Source organism: Vibrio superstes (genome assembly GCF_003569005.1).
GTDB classification, from domain to species: Bacteria; Pseudomonadota; Gammaproteobacteria; order Enterobacterales; family Vibrionaceae; genus Vibrio; species Vibrio superstes.
On record NZ_BCUR01000004.1, the window covers coordinates 1,134,552 to 1,148,442 of the forward strand.

The following is a 13,891-nucleotide window of genomic DNA, read 5'->3' on the forward strand; positions in this document are numbered from 1 at the left end:
TGATTAGTCGTTCAGAACCTACTACAGTACAGATTCAACATCATCAATCATGATGTGTGTTGCTTTATATCCGCCAGCACTTAGATACCAAGCTGCTGGGTCCATAAAGATCATCTTTTCATGCTGATAGGCTGGAGTGCTATGCACTAAGGCATTATCAAATAGGGCTTTCGCACGGCCGTTACTGGTGCCGATAGCTTGTTCTCTATCGAGAATAATCATTGCGTCAGGTTTCGCTTCAGCGATGTATTCAAAGGAGATGAGATTACCGTGAGGACCTGTCGGTTTGGTCGATGGTGCGCTTGCCGATTTAAAACCAAAGTCTTCAAATATGATTGAGAAGCGACTCTGTTCACCATACATGGCCAGATTGTTGCCATTGTTCATTACAGCCAAAGTGCGAAGGTTTTCTTTGCTTGCTAGGGTATGAATGTTTTGCATTCTTTCATCGGTATTCTTGATAAGCGACTCAGCGATGTCTTGCTTATCAAAAATGTCACCCAAAACACGCCAATGGTGCTGAGTAGTCTTCCAATAGTCTTTGTTATCGATCTGGAACAGGTAAGTCGGTGCAATCTGGCTTAACTCACTATACATTGCCGCCTGACGACCTTCGGCAATGATGATATCTGGCTTAAGCATGTAGATGCTCTCAAAGTTTGGCTCTTTTAAAGAGCCAACCGTTTCATATTCATTCCCTGCATACTGAGAGATAAAGTGTGGAAGCAGAGGCTTTACAACGCCAACAGGCTTAACACCTAATTCATCCAGAATATCTAGGCTACCATGACCCAAAACCACTACACGCTTTGGTGTTTGATTAATTTCGATAGTTCCCATTGTGTGGGTTATCTCTTTCGCTTGAATCGCTTGCGGCAAAAGGACTGAGCAAAGAACGGATAAGGAGGTCACTAGGTGCTTTATGGTTTTATTTTTTAACATAGTGCTAATATCACAACCTGTTTAATTACAAATGAGAATTAATTTCAATTGACATAAGTTATCAAATGCATAAAATCCGTCAAATATATATTTGGAATAATCACTATGCGCATATTGAATACCAGCCAGTTAGATTTGAATCTGCTGGTGGTTCTTAAACAACTCCTTGAAGAGAAACATGTTTCCAACACGGCACTATCCTTGGGAATGAGTCAGCCAGCAGTAAGCCGTGCTCTGCACAAACTGCGAGTCGTGTTTAACGATGAACTTCTTATTCGTTCAGGCGAAGGCTACCAGATCACCGAGCGTGGCAAGGTGCTGCAGTCGGAGCTTGATCAGGTATTGCAAGGATTGGAAACCTTGATGCAAGGTGACAGTTTTGATCCAGCCTCCTCAACCAAGACAATCAAGATATTTGCTTTGGTGCCTCAAGCTACAGCGCTTATCCCTAAGTTGTTTTCTGAACTGAGAGAGCGTGCGCCCAATATGCATATGGCCGTAGATACCGTACCACAGCACCACTTTTCAGGATTAGAAAGTGGTGATGTGCACTTTGTCATGAGTACCGCGCAGCCTGATTATCGCCAACAGAATCTCTATCGATTGCCAATTCAAAAACGAGACTTTCGCTTATTGATGAGTGAAACCCATCCATTGGCCAGTAAAGAAACACTAGAAGTTGATGAGCTATTAAGCGCATCAATGGGTCGTATTTCATTGTATGGAGATACTCGCTTTAATCTGCAAACTCGATTGAGAGAAAAGGGATACCTAGGACGAGACGAGTCTCTGAATGTGCCAATTTCTTTAACCAATTTTAACCTTGCCGCCTCTATTGCTGAAAGTAGTGATGTGATCTTCCATTTACCGACTCCCTACGCCAAGCAAGTTGCCAAGACTGGAAAGCTGATTCTAAAAGAGGTCCCTGAGGATATACGCTCAGACAAAGAACAGGTCTATTTGTATTGGCATAAACGCTTTCAAAACGATGGTATGTGCACTTGGTTTAGAGAGCTAATCAAAGAAGTGTATAGCGTGAGCTAAAGGGATTGTCTGATTCTTACACACTATTCATAAGCTGAATACTAACAATTCACCTTATGAATTCGGTTGTGTTTGTTAACTATAGCCACTGTCGAGTATGTTAATGCGAAACATTATCATTACACAAAACAGTGGTATTCATGTCAACTCGCACTAAAGTCTCTACTGCCATACTCGCAGTTCTTTCTTCTTCTGCTTACGCCAACGAAGCGATTGAAACTGATGAGCAAATGGTAGTTACAGCAACACATACAGAAACATCCGTTATTGAAGCACCAGCAACCATCTCTGTGATCACAGAAGAAGAGATCATGGCCGAACCTGGCACAGCTCTTAACGATCTCGTCAAAAATATAGCCGGTGTTGAGAGCCAAATGGACGGGGGTCGTGCGGGTAGAGAGATGATATCTATTCGTGGTATGGACTCAAAGTTCACTATGATCTTGGTCAATGGCAGAAAGTTGAGTTCTTCAAATGCCATCTTCCGAGGCAATGATTTCGATCTATCCACTATTCCAAAAGAAAGCATTCAACGTATCGAAGTGATCCGAGGCCCAATGTCGGCTCTGTATGGATCTGAGGCTCTAGGTGGCGTAATCAATGTGATTACTAAACAACCTGATAACGAATGGCGCACTCAATTTAATGCTGATTACGGTTATCGTGATGACGATGATGGTGGCGAATATTCTACTGGCCTAAGTACGTCTGGTGCCTTGATTGATGACACATTATTCATGTCCTTTTCTGTCAGTCAAAGCGCGCGTGATGCATGGAGTCCTTATACGGGAACTGCTACCGGAACCAACGGTGAGTATGACCGCTCACAAGCAACCGCACTAGAGGAGCGTGATACGCTGGCTTTAACCGGTGGTTTGTTATGGTACATCAATCAAGACCACGACCTTGCGTTTGATTTTACTTATTCAGATGATGACCGAGAGGGGATCATTGAGTCTACCGCAGGACTGACTGAGTCGGATATGCGTGTTAAGCGTGATACTCAAGCGATCACCTACAACGGTATTTGGAACTGGGGTGATACCTTGCTTCGCTATAACCGCGATGCGGTAGTTAGCAAAGATAACTACAACAGCAAAAACACGGCTCTTGGTTATTATGACATTGATGAGGTGAACCACTCTGTTGATGGCCATGCTACGACTTACTTGGGTGACCACACTCTAACCTCGGGTGCGGACTGGAATTACTCAGAACTGAACAACCCAGATAGCTTGACTCAAACGGGTACAGCGAGCGTTAACCAATACGCATTGTTTGTTCAAGACCAATGGGCATTTGCAGACGATTACACTCTCACCTTCGGAACTCGTGTTGATATGCATGATGACTTTGGTGCTCATTGGAGCCCAAGAGCGTATTTAGTCAATAACTTTAGTGACAAGATTACCATCAAAGGTGGTGTGGGTACTGCATTTAACGCACCAACCTTATTGCAGTTATCTGAAGAAAACATCATCAATAGCTGTAAAGGCAGTTGTCAGGTTGTGGGTAATCCTGACTTGGATCCAGAAACCAGCATCAGCTATGAGGCTTCTGTGGCCTATGTTGAATCAAACTGGCAGGTTGAGTCTGGCGTTTTCCGCAATGAAATCAGCAATTTGATCGATCAAGATCGTGATAATCCAGTGGGTAACATTGGTGGTCAAGATGTGTATACCTATAAGAACATTGATGAAGCTGTTATTCAGGGCTTTGAGCTAACGGCAAGCTACAATATCACTGAATCGGTAGACCTAAGAGGTAACTATACCTTCTTGGATACTGAAGATAAGACGACCAACGAAGCACTAGAAGACCGTCCGGATCATGCGGCTATGGCTAGACTGGGCTGGGCTGTGACTAACACTCTTGATACCTTCGTTCGTGTGAACTACACGGGTGAGACCATTATCTCTAACGATGATGATGTGACGCGTCCTTCTTTTGTGACTGCAGATCTTGGCGTTAACTATGCTATTCATCGTCAATTCAGATTGCGTGCTGGTGTACACAACCTAACGGACGAGCGCTTTGATGAAGTAGAGGTGACCTCTCGCGGTTATGCTATCGACCCAAGAACTTGGTATGTCGGTATGACAGCAGATTTCTAGAGCTTAGCTCTATTTTCGCTCTCATAAAAAAAGCCAACCACTGTTTTCAGTGGTTGGCTTTTTGCGTTATTGGCTTGGCTTTTAGGTGGCTTTCTTTTTATTGAACACAAAGGCGTCCAATACTCGTAGCGCGACAATAATGTACAAAATCGCTAGTGAGATGAAGAATATTCGAGAAGCCAAAGCACTGATGAAGTCTGAGTCTGCTCCCATATTACCGTTGATTAAAACGATGATACAGGTCATCGCTGAGCCGTAATACTTACCTCTTGGGTTAGATGAAAAAATGTTCATCCCCATATAAAGCGCTATTCCGAACATCAAGATGATGAAAAACTGGAATAGCGGCACCGCGACTAACCCCCAATAGAATAGAAAGGCGATTAAGCCACCAAGAATGGTAGAGATAAGAGAGTTACGTCCTGCCTCTTTACCTGCGCTAAGCTCTGGTTTAAGGGTAAACATGGCTGCAAAAATCATGGTTAGCAATAGGTCGGTGCGAGCAAAGGTGATACAAAATGCCACAATCGGGAAGGCAACTAGAGTACTTTTTAAAGCAAATTGCGCGGCAACCGGGGAGTAAACATTTTTAAATGGGGCCGGTGAGGGCAGGGTAACTTTGTTGGTATCTGGAATAATAAAGTGCAGAACAAACACAAATAGCATTGCGGCCCATGCGGACCCTACAAACCCTAATGAAAACCCAATGGCTAACCCCTCAGACATATAGGTAAGCATAGGTAGGATCAACATTGAAAACATGGTCATTAGAGTAAGCCAGAATGACCCGCCTCGGTTGATGTAGTAGTAAATGTTGAACAGGGCGATAAACATCAAGATCAAGAATATGACAGGAAACTTGATCAATACCACCGAAAAAAACAAGCCAAAGCAAAAGCCCTTTACTGTGTTCACTAGCCCAACACCTAACTGCCTTGGTGTCATTTGAGGAACCGGCATTGATAACAGCAGTGTGGAGAAAATAGGGAACAAGAATGCCAGAGGCCAATTAAATATATAAGCGATGGCAGAAGAAACGGCGACCCCTACTGCAAATCGAAGCTGTCGTATCATAGCCGCATCTTGCAATGCAGCTTTGATATTAGAGCCTAGAGCGTTGCCCTTAGTAGACATAAGAGAACCAGCTCAACAGACGTATATAGACCTTCGCAATACCATTTAATATAAAGTTGTTGCTGGTATAGAACTGCACATCAGCTTGTCCACCTACACGGCGAAGCCCCTTCGGAAGCTCTTCATCAAAAGAGATAACCACAGGGAAGCGTTGCGGATCGCGAAGCCAGCCAGAGCCTGATTTAACGGTAACCAACCCGCCAACAGCGTCTGTAGAGCCACTTGCAACAGCAAAGCCGATACTGCGTACTTTACCTTTGTAGATTTTTCCCGGAGTAATGTCTAAAGAAATGTCCACTGGGTCGCCAATCTTCAAGTTTGCGAGGTTGTTTTCTTTAAGGTTTGCTTCAATCCAAGAATCGTCGGCATCAATGAAGGTCATCACTGGCGCGCCGGGATTGGCGTAGTAACCAACATCAACCTGCAAGTTCGTGATGCCACCGATAGTTGGGGCAAGTACACGGGTTCTGCTGAGATCTAATTGTGCCTGTTTGAGTTTAGCCACTGCGGTTCTTACCCTAGGGTTTGCTGCCCCTTCAGGGCCAAGAGATTGCTTGGCTTTATCAAGGTTTGCCTCGGCGCTACTAACTTGTGCTTTTGCTTGTTTAATTGCAGCTCGCGCTTTATCGCCATCAGATTTTGAGTAAAGTTTGCGTTGTTCAAGTTCAAAAACACGCGCGCTTTGTACATTAACATGCTCTAGGTTGGTTTGGGCTTCAACGAGACCAGCTTGGGCTGTTACCACACTTGCCATTCCTGCGCCGATTTCTTGGCCAGCGATTTCTAGCTCCGACTCTGCCAACTCAACACTGAGCTCATAATCAGCAGGATCAATACGAAAGAGCTGGGAGCCACGCTCAATAACATCATCTTGGGCAACATTAACTTCTAGTATCTTGCCTGAAACCTGAGGAATGATTGGGATCACATAGGCTTGAACACGGGCCTCGTCAGTCCATGGGGTATGTCTGTCGGCAAACAGATACCAAACAAAAATAAGACCAACGACGATAAAGACATTACGCGTGATTTTCTTCACTGGGTCATGGGTTTCTTCTGCAGGTGTTTCAGGCGCTTGAGCGGTTTCTTTCTCCGCCTTAGGTTGAGTCTCGGCTTCTGGTTGTGTTTTTTCGGCTTCGGTTTGATTTTCTTTGTTGTCGCTCATTGTTACCTCTGACATCCAATTTCAGACAAGTTCCACGTTATTGAATTGTGAAATATCGTTACATTTTATGTGCTTATCATGCTGTTGTATAGCATTTGCGAGCTTAAAATTCGTATTCGATGCCGACGGTGAACACGACATCCGTGGCTTCTGGTTGATTTCCATCTTCATCGGCAATGGGGTCAATGGTGTTGTCGATAACGGTAATCAGCTCCAAGTCAAAGTCGTCGATGAGTTCGATATCAAATCCAGTCTCAATACGTTGTATGAAGCTACCAGACTCTCTATTCACGACCTTGCCATCGTAAACAAGGAAGAATTCAATATCAGAGGTGATGTCATATTCAAAATCAAGGCCAAACGCGATCACAGGAGAGTAAACCTTATCATCCTCACCGACCTCGACATTCACAAAGCGAGTGTACTGAACGCTTGGGCCGGCATAGACCTCTAGATCCATGCCCTTGATGTCGATGACCTCATAGCCGACCGCAACACCCAACGAGGTCTGATGGTCGATGTTTCTAAACTCATCTAGGATGAGGTCGTAACTGGGCAGGGTGAAATACATTTTTTTTGAGTAGTAATAATCGTATTTAGCAGTAAAGCGATGATTGTCTTCTGTCGTTACACTGGTGCCGTTGACTTCCTCGCGAACCTCTTCGTAGACGCCTCTGTAGGTGACGTTAAAGCGCCCTGAAGTAATCAGGTAACGAACATCACCGGCAATATAATAATCGAAGCTTTCGGTGTTACCGGATTTAAAATTTAACCCAGCACTAAGCTCCCCAGTCCATAAGCTCTCCCCACTTTTCTCTGATGGAGAAATTGACAGTATGTTTTCTCTTGGATAGGTGACCGAAGGCAGTTCCATGAGATAGACGTTCTCTTCATCAATGACGATATGACCTTCAATGATGGTGCCATCAAGAAAACGAAGCAGCATGATATCTTTGGTTCTTAGCTCCTTGATATCTTTCATCTTTACTTTGTGGATGCCCACTTCATCACTATCAAACTCGACTCTTTCGTCGTACATAGCAATGATGTCACCACCGAGCAACTCGCCCTTGTGAACGAGTAGCCAATCAAACTTTGTGGGTACAGAGGGGACTTCAACAAACCAAGCAGGAGCCGTCAGTTCTGGTTTTTCGCTAGTTGAGTCTAGTTCTGACTCAGCGAAGCTGGTAAAAGAAAGGGCAATGGCGCAGAAAGCGGCGCTAATTTTCTGTTTGTGAGACGTCATTGTCATAATGAAACCAAATCCTTGTGTTCCATTAAAATTAGACTATTTCTCGTTAAAAAACAGTAAGTTTGTGAAATAGCTTTAAGCAATTATGTGAGGGTGGTTATTTTACTCTCATCAGTTGATGTTCGATATGTGAGAACTTAAAAACGCGAACTTGCGAAGGCTTCATCTTCTCAACCAATTCAAGCATCTCTTGTGTGTAATCTCGGCGTCGCATCCACTCTAGGTCTTCTTTAAAGTTGTCTTCACAGATGACGAAGGATTCATCTTTGAAACGACTTTCCTTAACGTGCACTACCCAAACTCGAGATTGAAACTCGCTCAGCTCCGACAGCCACTTTTTAGCAGAAGAAAAAATTTGATTTAGCATGGTATAGAGCCCTAGAAAACGACGTACAAGAGTAACAGAATTCGCTAGCGCAAGCATCGCCAGTGTTACGAACAAAAGTGGCACTGAAAACACGCTACTGATGGCACCACTTGTTGAAAGAGAACAGTTATTACTGAAATAGGCAAAAACAATTTAGTAAATTCTCAAATTTGGTCGACACTTAACAGGTAGCGTGACGTTGTGTGGAAGGAGTCCAGAATGCAGTCATTGAAAGTTAAAGATTATATGAGTCATCAAGCAGTTACCTTTACCCCTGGCATGTCATTGTCTGCAGCACTAGAAAAAGTTTTGCATTCCACGCATGTAGGTGGTCCGGTGATTAACGAAAGAGAAGAAGTAGTCGGTTTCTTATCAGAGCAAGATCTACTCGATAAATTGATAAAGGTGAGTTACCACTGTCAGGACACGCATATTGTCAGCGACTGTATGTATAAGGAAGTGTTATCTGTTTCCCCAGAAACTTCAATTATTGATTTAGCGTCGATGATGCAAGTCGGGAAGCCAAAAGTTTATCCAGTAATAGATAATGGAAAATTGGTGGGTATCATTTCACGCAGTGACGTTCTTAGGGCTGTAGGCGCATCCATTGAGTTGTGCTTCAAGAATCCTATCTAGCGTTTGACATCCGATATAGCAATCCATTAAGCCTCGTTTTTGCGAGGCTTTTTTATTTGAACCACGAGATACCACTTTTCTTGTTCTAGAATGTGATAGCAACCGTTTAACCTTGAAACCTCCTCAATAAGGTAATTGATAATCGTGATCATACTCACAATTGGTCGGGGTTATATTGTCTAGAGTAGTCGCTAAATACTGACCACATTAGAAGGGTATTGTGATGACAACTGAACAAAACGTGTTTCACTTGGGTGTAAATAAAACTGATCTGCAGGGCGCAACACTGGCCATTATTCCGGGTGATCCGGACCGTGTTAAGCGTATTGCTGAATGTATGGACAACCCTGTGTTTCTCGCCAGTCATCGGGAATACACCGTTTATCTAGCTGATCTTGCGGGCAAAAAAGTGGTAGTGTGCTCTACAGGTATCGGCGGACCATCCACCTCTATTGCAGTAGAAGAGTTGGCTCAGCTTGGCGTAGATACATTTTTGAGAGTGGGAACAACCGGCGCCATTCAGCCTCATGTGAATGTGGGAGACATGATTGTCACTACTGGCTCTGTGCGTCTAGACGGTGCTAGTTTACATTTTGCACCAATGGAATTTCCTGCGGTAGCGGACTTTAATATTGCTCTGGCTATGAAGGAAGCTGCGCTGAGCGAGAAAGCGACTGTGCATACGGGCGTAACAGCATCGAGTGACACTTTTTACCCAGGCCAGGAACGTTACGATACCTTTAGCGGTCGCGTAGTTAAGCGATTCCAAGGGTCTATGCAGGAATGGCAAGACATGGGGGTGCTAAACTTTGAGATGGAATCTGCGACCTTACTGACTATGTGTGCTAGCTCAGGACTTCGAGCGGGGTGTGTTGCTGGGGTTATTATCAACCGAACTCAACAAGAGATCCCTGATCAATCGAAGATGAAAGAGATTGAAGGGCTATCTATTCGAACTGTAGTGGAAGCGGCAAGACGTGTACTAGGATCTTAGTCTGAAGCTTAATTGATGAAAAAAGGCCTGACTTCGGAAGAATATCGAACTCAGGCCTTTTACTTCTTGAGGGGTTAGATCAGCTCGGTTCCGCCAGCTTTGATTAACCACTCTCGCAAATGGCTTCTCAAATCTTTTAACTCTTCAGGGCCAATCAAACCCAGTCCTAGATCCATTGCTCGGGTAATGTCGTTATAGCGCAGCGGCCTGAAGCTAACGAGCATTGCCCTAGCTTGTAATCCACCAAGCAGATCACGCAGGGATTCGAGCTTGTAGAGTGTATCGTCACCGTCATCACGCATACCTTTGGTCTTACACTCAATGATATGCAGTTTGTTGTTCACAACAGTGGCAACATCCAATTCATTACGAACCTCTTTCTCGCCAATCTTACGCGTTACTTGAACATTCAAAGAACAGTCTTGGATAGTGGTCAATTCTTGCTGTACAGATTTTACTTGGGTATGAACATAAGACTCTAACCACTCACCGTTAGAGAAGCGTCTTGCTTGCTCGGAACGGAAGGTTAAAACACCGTTGCTGTATGCGGCTAACTCAGAATCCACTAAATCTTGAAGCAGGATATTAAGCTCACGATAACCTTGCTGCTTTTCAGATAGGGCTACATCAAGCTTCTGTTCTTTACGACAGGTAGTCGCTAAGAAATTCAGTGTGGCAAGGCCAGGGCCAAGCTCCAGAGCGTTACTTGCCCACTTTTCACAGATCTTAAGCAGCGTATCGTCAATTTGGATAGCATCATTGGGATCTGGGAACTCAGATTGAGCACCGAAGATAGTGAGGTAATCAGCAATGGTGATATGGTCTTGTACCTGAGCGTCTTGTAGACCATCGGGGTACAACCAACTTAGGCTATCGGTATTGGGCTCAACGACAAAAATAGGCCATCTGTAGCTGCGTACGACTTCATAGACTGAGAGTAAACGGTGGCGAAGTCCGCAGCTTGCGTTAAGTTTGATTTCTTCACCCGTGAGCTTCAAGCGCTCAGCCAACTGGGTGATCTCTTTTTTAATGATGGCAGTGTTGGAGACGTTGGGGATTTCAAAAAACTCACTCTTAATGCCGCGCATACCAAGTACAATGCTCAGTTTATCGAACATAGGTTTTTGAGAGGAATCGCCTATAAAGATCGTATGACGACTTGAGGCTCTATCATCGAGTAAAGGGGTGACCAGTCTGATCGGGTCTTTGTCGATAATACCAATTTGAATTGGCATAAGGGGTCCTTCTTTTAATTGTTATAAGATTCGTCGGAACGAATGCGACCGACATCTTATCTCTATAGATAGCGAGGATGTCTAAAAATTACAATTGCTTACATTAATCTTAGTTTCCAATTTTGAAAAGGTACTCCTTTATTATTTTACGCCTTAGGAAGTTTGCTTTTATCTAGGGAATGATACAATCTTGATAAAACTAAGGAACGGGCTAGAGAAATACCATGGCTGAAGAAACTATTTTTAGTAAGATCATACGTCAAGAGATACAAACCGAGCTTACATACCAAGACGACTTGGTTACCGCCTTTCGCGATATTAATCCGCGAGCGCCTTCACACATTTTGATTGTTCCAAATCATGTTATCCCAACAGTCAATGACGCTACTGAAGAAGACGAACGTGCGTTAGGCCGTATGTTTACTGTTGCAGCAAAAATCGCTAAAGAAGAAGGTATTGCAGAAGATGGCTATCGCCTTATTGTGAACTGCAATTCTTTTGGCGGCCAAGAGGTTTATCATATCCATATGCACCTAGTCGGTGGCAAGCCATTAGGACCAATGTTGGTTAGTTAATGCAGCGAGTGAATAAATCGATACGACTTTGTTTGATTGTAATGAGCAGCGCAGTGATTACTGCCTGCTCTTCTCTTTCTGCCGGTAATTTGTTCAGTCACTACACCGCTCAAAACAAATCAGTTCATCAAGCACTGCAAGCCGGTGACTATGTAACCGCGCAGGAAAAGCTTCCTGATTATCGCGCTGGCGACATTCTGGATAATATGGAAAAAGGACGCGTTAATTTCTTAGCTTCCACTTATCCTGCTAGTAAAGCGTCTTTTGAATTAAGCGATAGAGCGGTACGGGAGTGGCAAGACCAAGCACTGATTTCTGTTAGCGATACGGCAACTAGTGTTGGCGCTTTGGCAGTCAATGACAACATCACCAACTATGAACCCGCTGACTATGAATTGGGCTTTTTACACTTGTATCTGGGGTTAAACTACATCCAGATTAACAGTCTTGAAGGGGCGTTGGTCGAGATGCGCCGTGCCAATCAAGTGCAAGAGCGTGCTAAGCAACAAAGAGAGTCTGATCTTAAGTCAGCAGAAGCTGATTTGAAGAAAAGTGGCTTGAGCCCGAATTTAGGGAGCGTATTGTCTCGCTACCCAGATGCGGGTGATAAGCTAAAAGCGGTTCAAAATGGCTATTTGTTGTATCTGTCAGCGTTGCTTTACGAAACGCAAGGTGACCCTAACAGTGCCTATGTCGACTATCGCCGTGCGCTGGCGGTAGCGCCTGATAACAGGCAAGTCATAGACGGAGCGCTTAGAGTAGCAACCCTGTTGGGGATGCGACAAGATTTAGAGCTTCTCACTAAACAATATGGCCCTTATCAACCCTTACCTAAAGGCGAGGGACGTGTGATCATCCTTGATGAGCGAGGGGTGGTTAAGGCGATGGATGACTGGCGAATCACTATTCCTGTTAGGGATAGTCGTGGCGATGTTGGTTTCTATTCGGTTGCTTTACCGTATTACAATAATAATACAGGTCAAAGATTTGGTACATTGCAGTTGGATGGCAAAGGGCTTGTTGGCGACGAATTGGTCGACGTTAATCTCATGGCCAGTAATCAGCTAACGGAGCAGATGCCAAGGATCTTAGTGCGTCAGGTATTACGCACAGTAACAAAAGACCGGTTGCGTAAAGAGACCGCAAGCGGTAATGATGTGGGCAACGCTTTGTTTAACGTTTTTAATACCCTAACCGAACAGCCAGACACTCGCAGTTGGCAATCGCTGCCTGCAGAGGTGTACAGTTCAGGTGCTACACTAAAAGTAGGAACCCATAGGTTAACTGTGGCAGGGAAGAGCCATGAGTTTTCTGTACGAGAAGGTGAGACTACCTTAGTATGGCTATCAAGACAGGGTAGTAACGTGACAATATGGCACAAACAATTGGGAGCGATACAATAATGAAAAAACTGGCACTACTGTTGGTGGCTCTTGTAGCACTGGCAGGCTGTTCTCAGAACACCGCAGGCTTAAGAGTGGATGGAAAGAGTCAAAAGGTACTCTTTGGCGATAACGTCTTGGGCAGTCGCCTTGTCGTTGATGATATAGCGACGGTAGAAAAAGAAGGCCGCACTAGAGGTATAGTGACGGTAAGTAGTGCTTATAAGGCTGATTTACGTATCCAATATCGCTTTTATTGGTATGACGACAGTGGGCTAGAAGTAAATACCAAGCCTTCAGCTTGGAGACAAGATGTAGTGAGAGGTTTCGAGACTCGAACCTTCTCTGAAGTTTCAATCCATCCGGAAGGGACTCAGTTTAGAGTACAAATCCGAGAGTCGGACAACTAAGGAAATAAGATGAAAAAAAGTGTAGTTGCGTTATTAGGCCTAGCTGTCATTCTTGGTGGCTGTTCAAACAAGGTAAACTATGGTGACGCGCAAGCTGTCGAAACAACGACGGTTGATTTTGGGTCTACCGATTTGCAAAAAATTGCAGGTGAAATGGTAGATAGCATGCTCAACTCAGGTTCAGTAGCAGCGATTACTAAAGACCAGCGTCCGATTGTGTTTGTAGAGCGTATTAAAAATAAAACCAGTGAACACATTGATACCGAATCAATTACCGATTCCGTCAGCACTAAGATGTTGAACTCGGGTAAGTTCCGCTTCGTCGATATGGACCGTGTTGAGTCTGTGCGTAAGCAGCTTAACTTCCAGAACAATGATGAGCTTGTAGATCAAAGCAGCGCGATTCAATTCGGTAAGATGGTGGGTGCGCAGTACATGCTGTACGGCAACCTATCAAGTATCGTAAAAGATGCGGGTAGTGACAAAGATGTGTACTACAAGATGACGATGCGTTTGATGGATCTAGAGACCGGCTTAATAGAGTGGGCTGACGAAACTGAGATTCGTAAACAACAGTCTAAAAGCTTGTTCGGACTGTAATTTAGTCAAAACGTTAGAGGCCAGCAATTTGCTGGCCTTTT

The 13,891-nt window shown here is 44.3% G+C and carries 14 protein-coding genes; 8 read left to right on the top strand and 6 right to left on the bottom strand.

What is annotated here, in order from left to right:
* Positions 1-21 precede the first annotated feature (21 nt).
* The gene (locus tag D5I41_RS13165; protein WP_208639144.1) at positions 22-942 is read right to left on the bottom strand and encodes a siderophore ABC transporter substrate-binding protein; all 921 of its coding nucleotides are present in this window, start codon (positions 940-942) and stop codon (positions 22-24) included.
* Between the two features lie 105 nt (positions 943-1,047).
* On the opposite strand from D5I41_RS13165, the gene D5I41_RS13170 reads away from it, so the two are divergent.
* Both D5I41_RS13170 and D5I41_RS13175 read left to right on the top strand, forming a co-directional pair.
* Positions 1,048-1,986 (top strand): LysR substrate-binding domain-containing protein, encoded by a 939-nt coding sequence (locus D5I41_RS13170; RefSeq protein WP_119010176.1) that lies wholly within the window; start codon positions 1,048-1,050, stop codon positions 1,984-1,986.
* A 140-nt stretch (positions 1,987-2,126) separates the two neighbouring features.
* Positions 2,127-4,100, top strand: coding sequence for a TonB-dependent receptor domain-containing protein (locus D5I41_RS13175; protein ID WP_119010177.1), 1,974 nt, complete (start codon positions 2,127-2,129; stop codon positions 4,098-4,100).
* A gap of 81 nt (positions 4,101-4,181) precedes the next feature.
* Here D5I41_RS13175 and D5I41_RS13180 read toward each other — a convergent pair whose 3' ends face one another.
* The 4 genes from D5I41_RS13180 to D5I41_RS13195 form a co-directional block, all read right to left on the bottom strand.
* Complete coding sequence (locus D5I41_RS13180) at positions 4,182-5,234, bottom strand: DUF2955 domain-containing protein (protein ID WP_119010178.1); 1,053 nt, start codon at positions 5,232-5,234, stop codon at positions 4,182-4,184.
* Positions 5,224-6,399 carry an HlyD family secretion protein gene (locus tag D5I41_RS13185; protein WP_119010179.1) on the bottom strand — a complete coding sequence of 392 codons (1,176 nt, stop codon included), beginning with the start codon at positions 6,397-6,399 and terminating at the stop codon, positions 5,224-5,226. Before D5I41_RS13185 ends, D5I41_RS13180 begins: the two co-directional genes overlap by 11 nt.
* A gap of 103 nt (positions 6,400-6,502) precedes the next feature.
* The gene (locus D5I41_RS13190; RefSeq protein ID WP_119010180.1) at positions 6,503-7,651 is read right to left on the bottom strand and encodes a DUF481 domain-containing protein; all 1,149 of its coding nucleotides are present in this window, start codon (positions 7,649-7,651) and stop codon (positions 6,503-6,505) included.
* 97 nt (positions 7,652-7,748) lie between these two features.
* Entirely contained in the window at positions 7,749-8,018 is a 270-nt protein-coding gene (locus D5I41_RS13195; protein ID WP_119011514.1) for a hypothetical protein, read from the bottom strand.
* Between the two features lie 219 nt (positions 8,019-8,237).
* Here D5I41_RS13195 and D5I41_RS13200 point away from each other — a divergent pair, with 219 nt between their 5' ends.
* Both D5I41_RS13200 and udp read left to right on the top strand, forming a co-directional pair.
* Entirely contained in the window at positions 8,238-8,654 is a 417-nt protein-coding gene (locus D5I41_RS13200; protein ID WP_119010181.1) for a CBS domain-containing protein, read from the top strand.
* A gap of 223 nt (positions 8,655-8,877) precedes the next feature.
* Positions 8,878-9,648, top strand: coding sequence for a uridine phosphorylase (udp, locus tag D5I41_RS13205; protein WP_102451815.1), 771 nt, complete (start codon positions 8,878-8,880; stop codon positions 9,646-9,648).
* Positions 9,649-9,722: 74 nt separating this feature from the next.
* Here the strand turns inward: udp and D5I41_RS13210 are convergent, their stop codons facing one another.
* Positions 9,723-10,883 carry a Card1-like endonuclease domain-containing protein gene (locus D5I41_RS13210; protein ID WP_119010182.1) on the bottom strand — a complete coding sequence of 387 codons (1,161 nt, stop codon included), beginning with the start codon at positions 10,881-10,883 and terminating at the stop codon, positions 9,723-9,725.
* Positions 10,884-11,107: 224 nt separating this feature from the next.
* On the opposite strand from D5I41_RS13210, the gene hinT reads away from it, so the two are divergent.
* Genes hinT through lpoB form a run of 4 tightly spaced genes read left to right on the top strand, consistent with a single transcriptional unit; the run spans position 11,108 to position 13,850 of the window.
* Complete coding sequence (gene hinT / locus D5I41_RS13215; RefSeq protein WP_017029721.1) at positions 11,108-11,458, top strand: purine nucleoside phosphoramidase; 351 nt, start codon at positions 11,108-11,110, stop codon at positions 11,456-11,458.
* 8 nt (positions 11,459-11,466) lie between these two features.
* Entirely contained in the window at positions 11,467-12,861 is a 1,395-nt protein-coding gene (locus D5I41_RS13220; protein WP_439959659.1) for a COG3014 family protein, read from the top strand.
* Positions 12,861-13,250 carry a YcfL family putative periplasmic lipoprotein gene (locus tag D5I41_RS13225; protein ID WP_119010184.1) on the top strand — a complete coding sequence of 130 codons (390 nt, stop codon included), beginning with the start codon at positions 12,861-12,863 and terminating at the stop codon, positions 13,248-13,250. The genes D5I41_RS13220 and D5I41_RS13225 overlap by 1 nt, the downstream gene beginning before the upstream one ends.
* Positions 13,251-13,259: 9 nt before the next feature.
* A complete protein-coding gene (gene lpoB / locus D5I41_RS13230) occupies positions 13,260-13,850 on the top strand; it encodes a penicillin-binding protein activator LpoB (protein ID WP_017029724.1) in 591 nt (196 codons plus the stop codon).
* Positions 13,851-13,891: the final 41 nt, after the last annotated feature.

What these genes read in the sequence shown, in the direction of transcription:
- D5I41_RS13165 (WP_208639144.1), bottom strand. Translation starts at nt 942, where the DNA reads ATGTTAAAAAATAAAACCATAAAGCACCTAGTGACCTCCTTATCCGTT.
- D5I41_RS13170 (WP_119010176.1), top strand. Translation starts at nt 1,048, where the DNA reads ATGCGCATATTGAATACCAGCCAGTTAGATTTGAATCTGCTGGTGGTT.
- D5I41_RS13175 (WP_119010177.1), top strand. Translation starts at nt 2,127, where the DNA reads ATGTCAACTCGCACTAAAGTCTCTACTGCCATACTCGCAGTTCTTTCT.
- D5I41_RS13180 (WP_119010178.1), bottom strand. Translation starts at nt 5,234, where the DNA reads ATGTCTACTAAGGGCAACGCTCTAGGCTCTAATATCAAAGCTGCATTG.
- D5I41_RS13185 (WP_119010179.1), bottom strand. Translation starts at nt 6,399, where the DNA reads ATGAGCGACAACAAAGAAAATCAAACCGAAGCCGAAAAAACACAACCA.
- D5I41_RS13190 (WP_119010180.1), bottom strand. Translation starts at nt 7,651, where the DNA reads ATGACAATGACGTCTCACAAACAGAAAATTAGCGCCGCTTTCTGCGCC.
- D5I41_RS13195 (WP_119011514.1), bottom strand. Translation starts at nt 8,018, where the DNA reads ATGCTAAATCAAATTTTTTCTTCTGCTAAAAAGTGGCTGTCGGAGCTG.
- D5I41_RS13200 (WP_119010181.1), top strand. Translation starts at nt 8,238, where the DNA reads ATGCAGTCATTGAAAGTTAAAGATTATATGAGTCATCAAGCAGTTACC.
- udp (WP_102451815.1), top strand. Translation starts at nt 8,878, where the DNA reads ATGACAACTGAACAAAACGTGTTTCACTTGGGTGTAAATAAAACTGAT.
- D5I41_RS13210 (WP_119010182.1), bottom strand. Translation starts at nt 10,883, where the DNA reads ATGCCAATTCAAATTGGTATTATCGACAAAGACCCGATCAGACTGGTC.
- hinT (WP_017029721.1), top strand. Translation starts at nt 11,108, where the DNA reads ATGGCTGAAGAAACTATTTTTAGTAAGATCATACGTCAAGAGATACAA.
- D5I41_RS13225 (WP_119010184.1), top strand. Translation starts at nt 12,861, where the DNA reads ATGAAAAAACTGGCACTACTGTTGGTGGCTCTTGTAGCACTGGCAGGC.
- lpoB (WP_017029724.1), top strand. Translation starts at nt 13,260, where the DNA reads ATGAAAAAAAGTGTAGTTGCGTTATTAGGCCTAGCTGTCATTCTTGGT.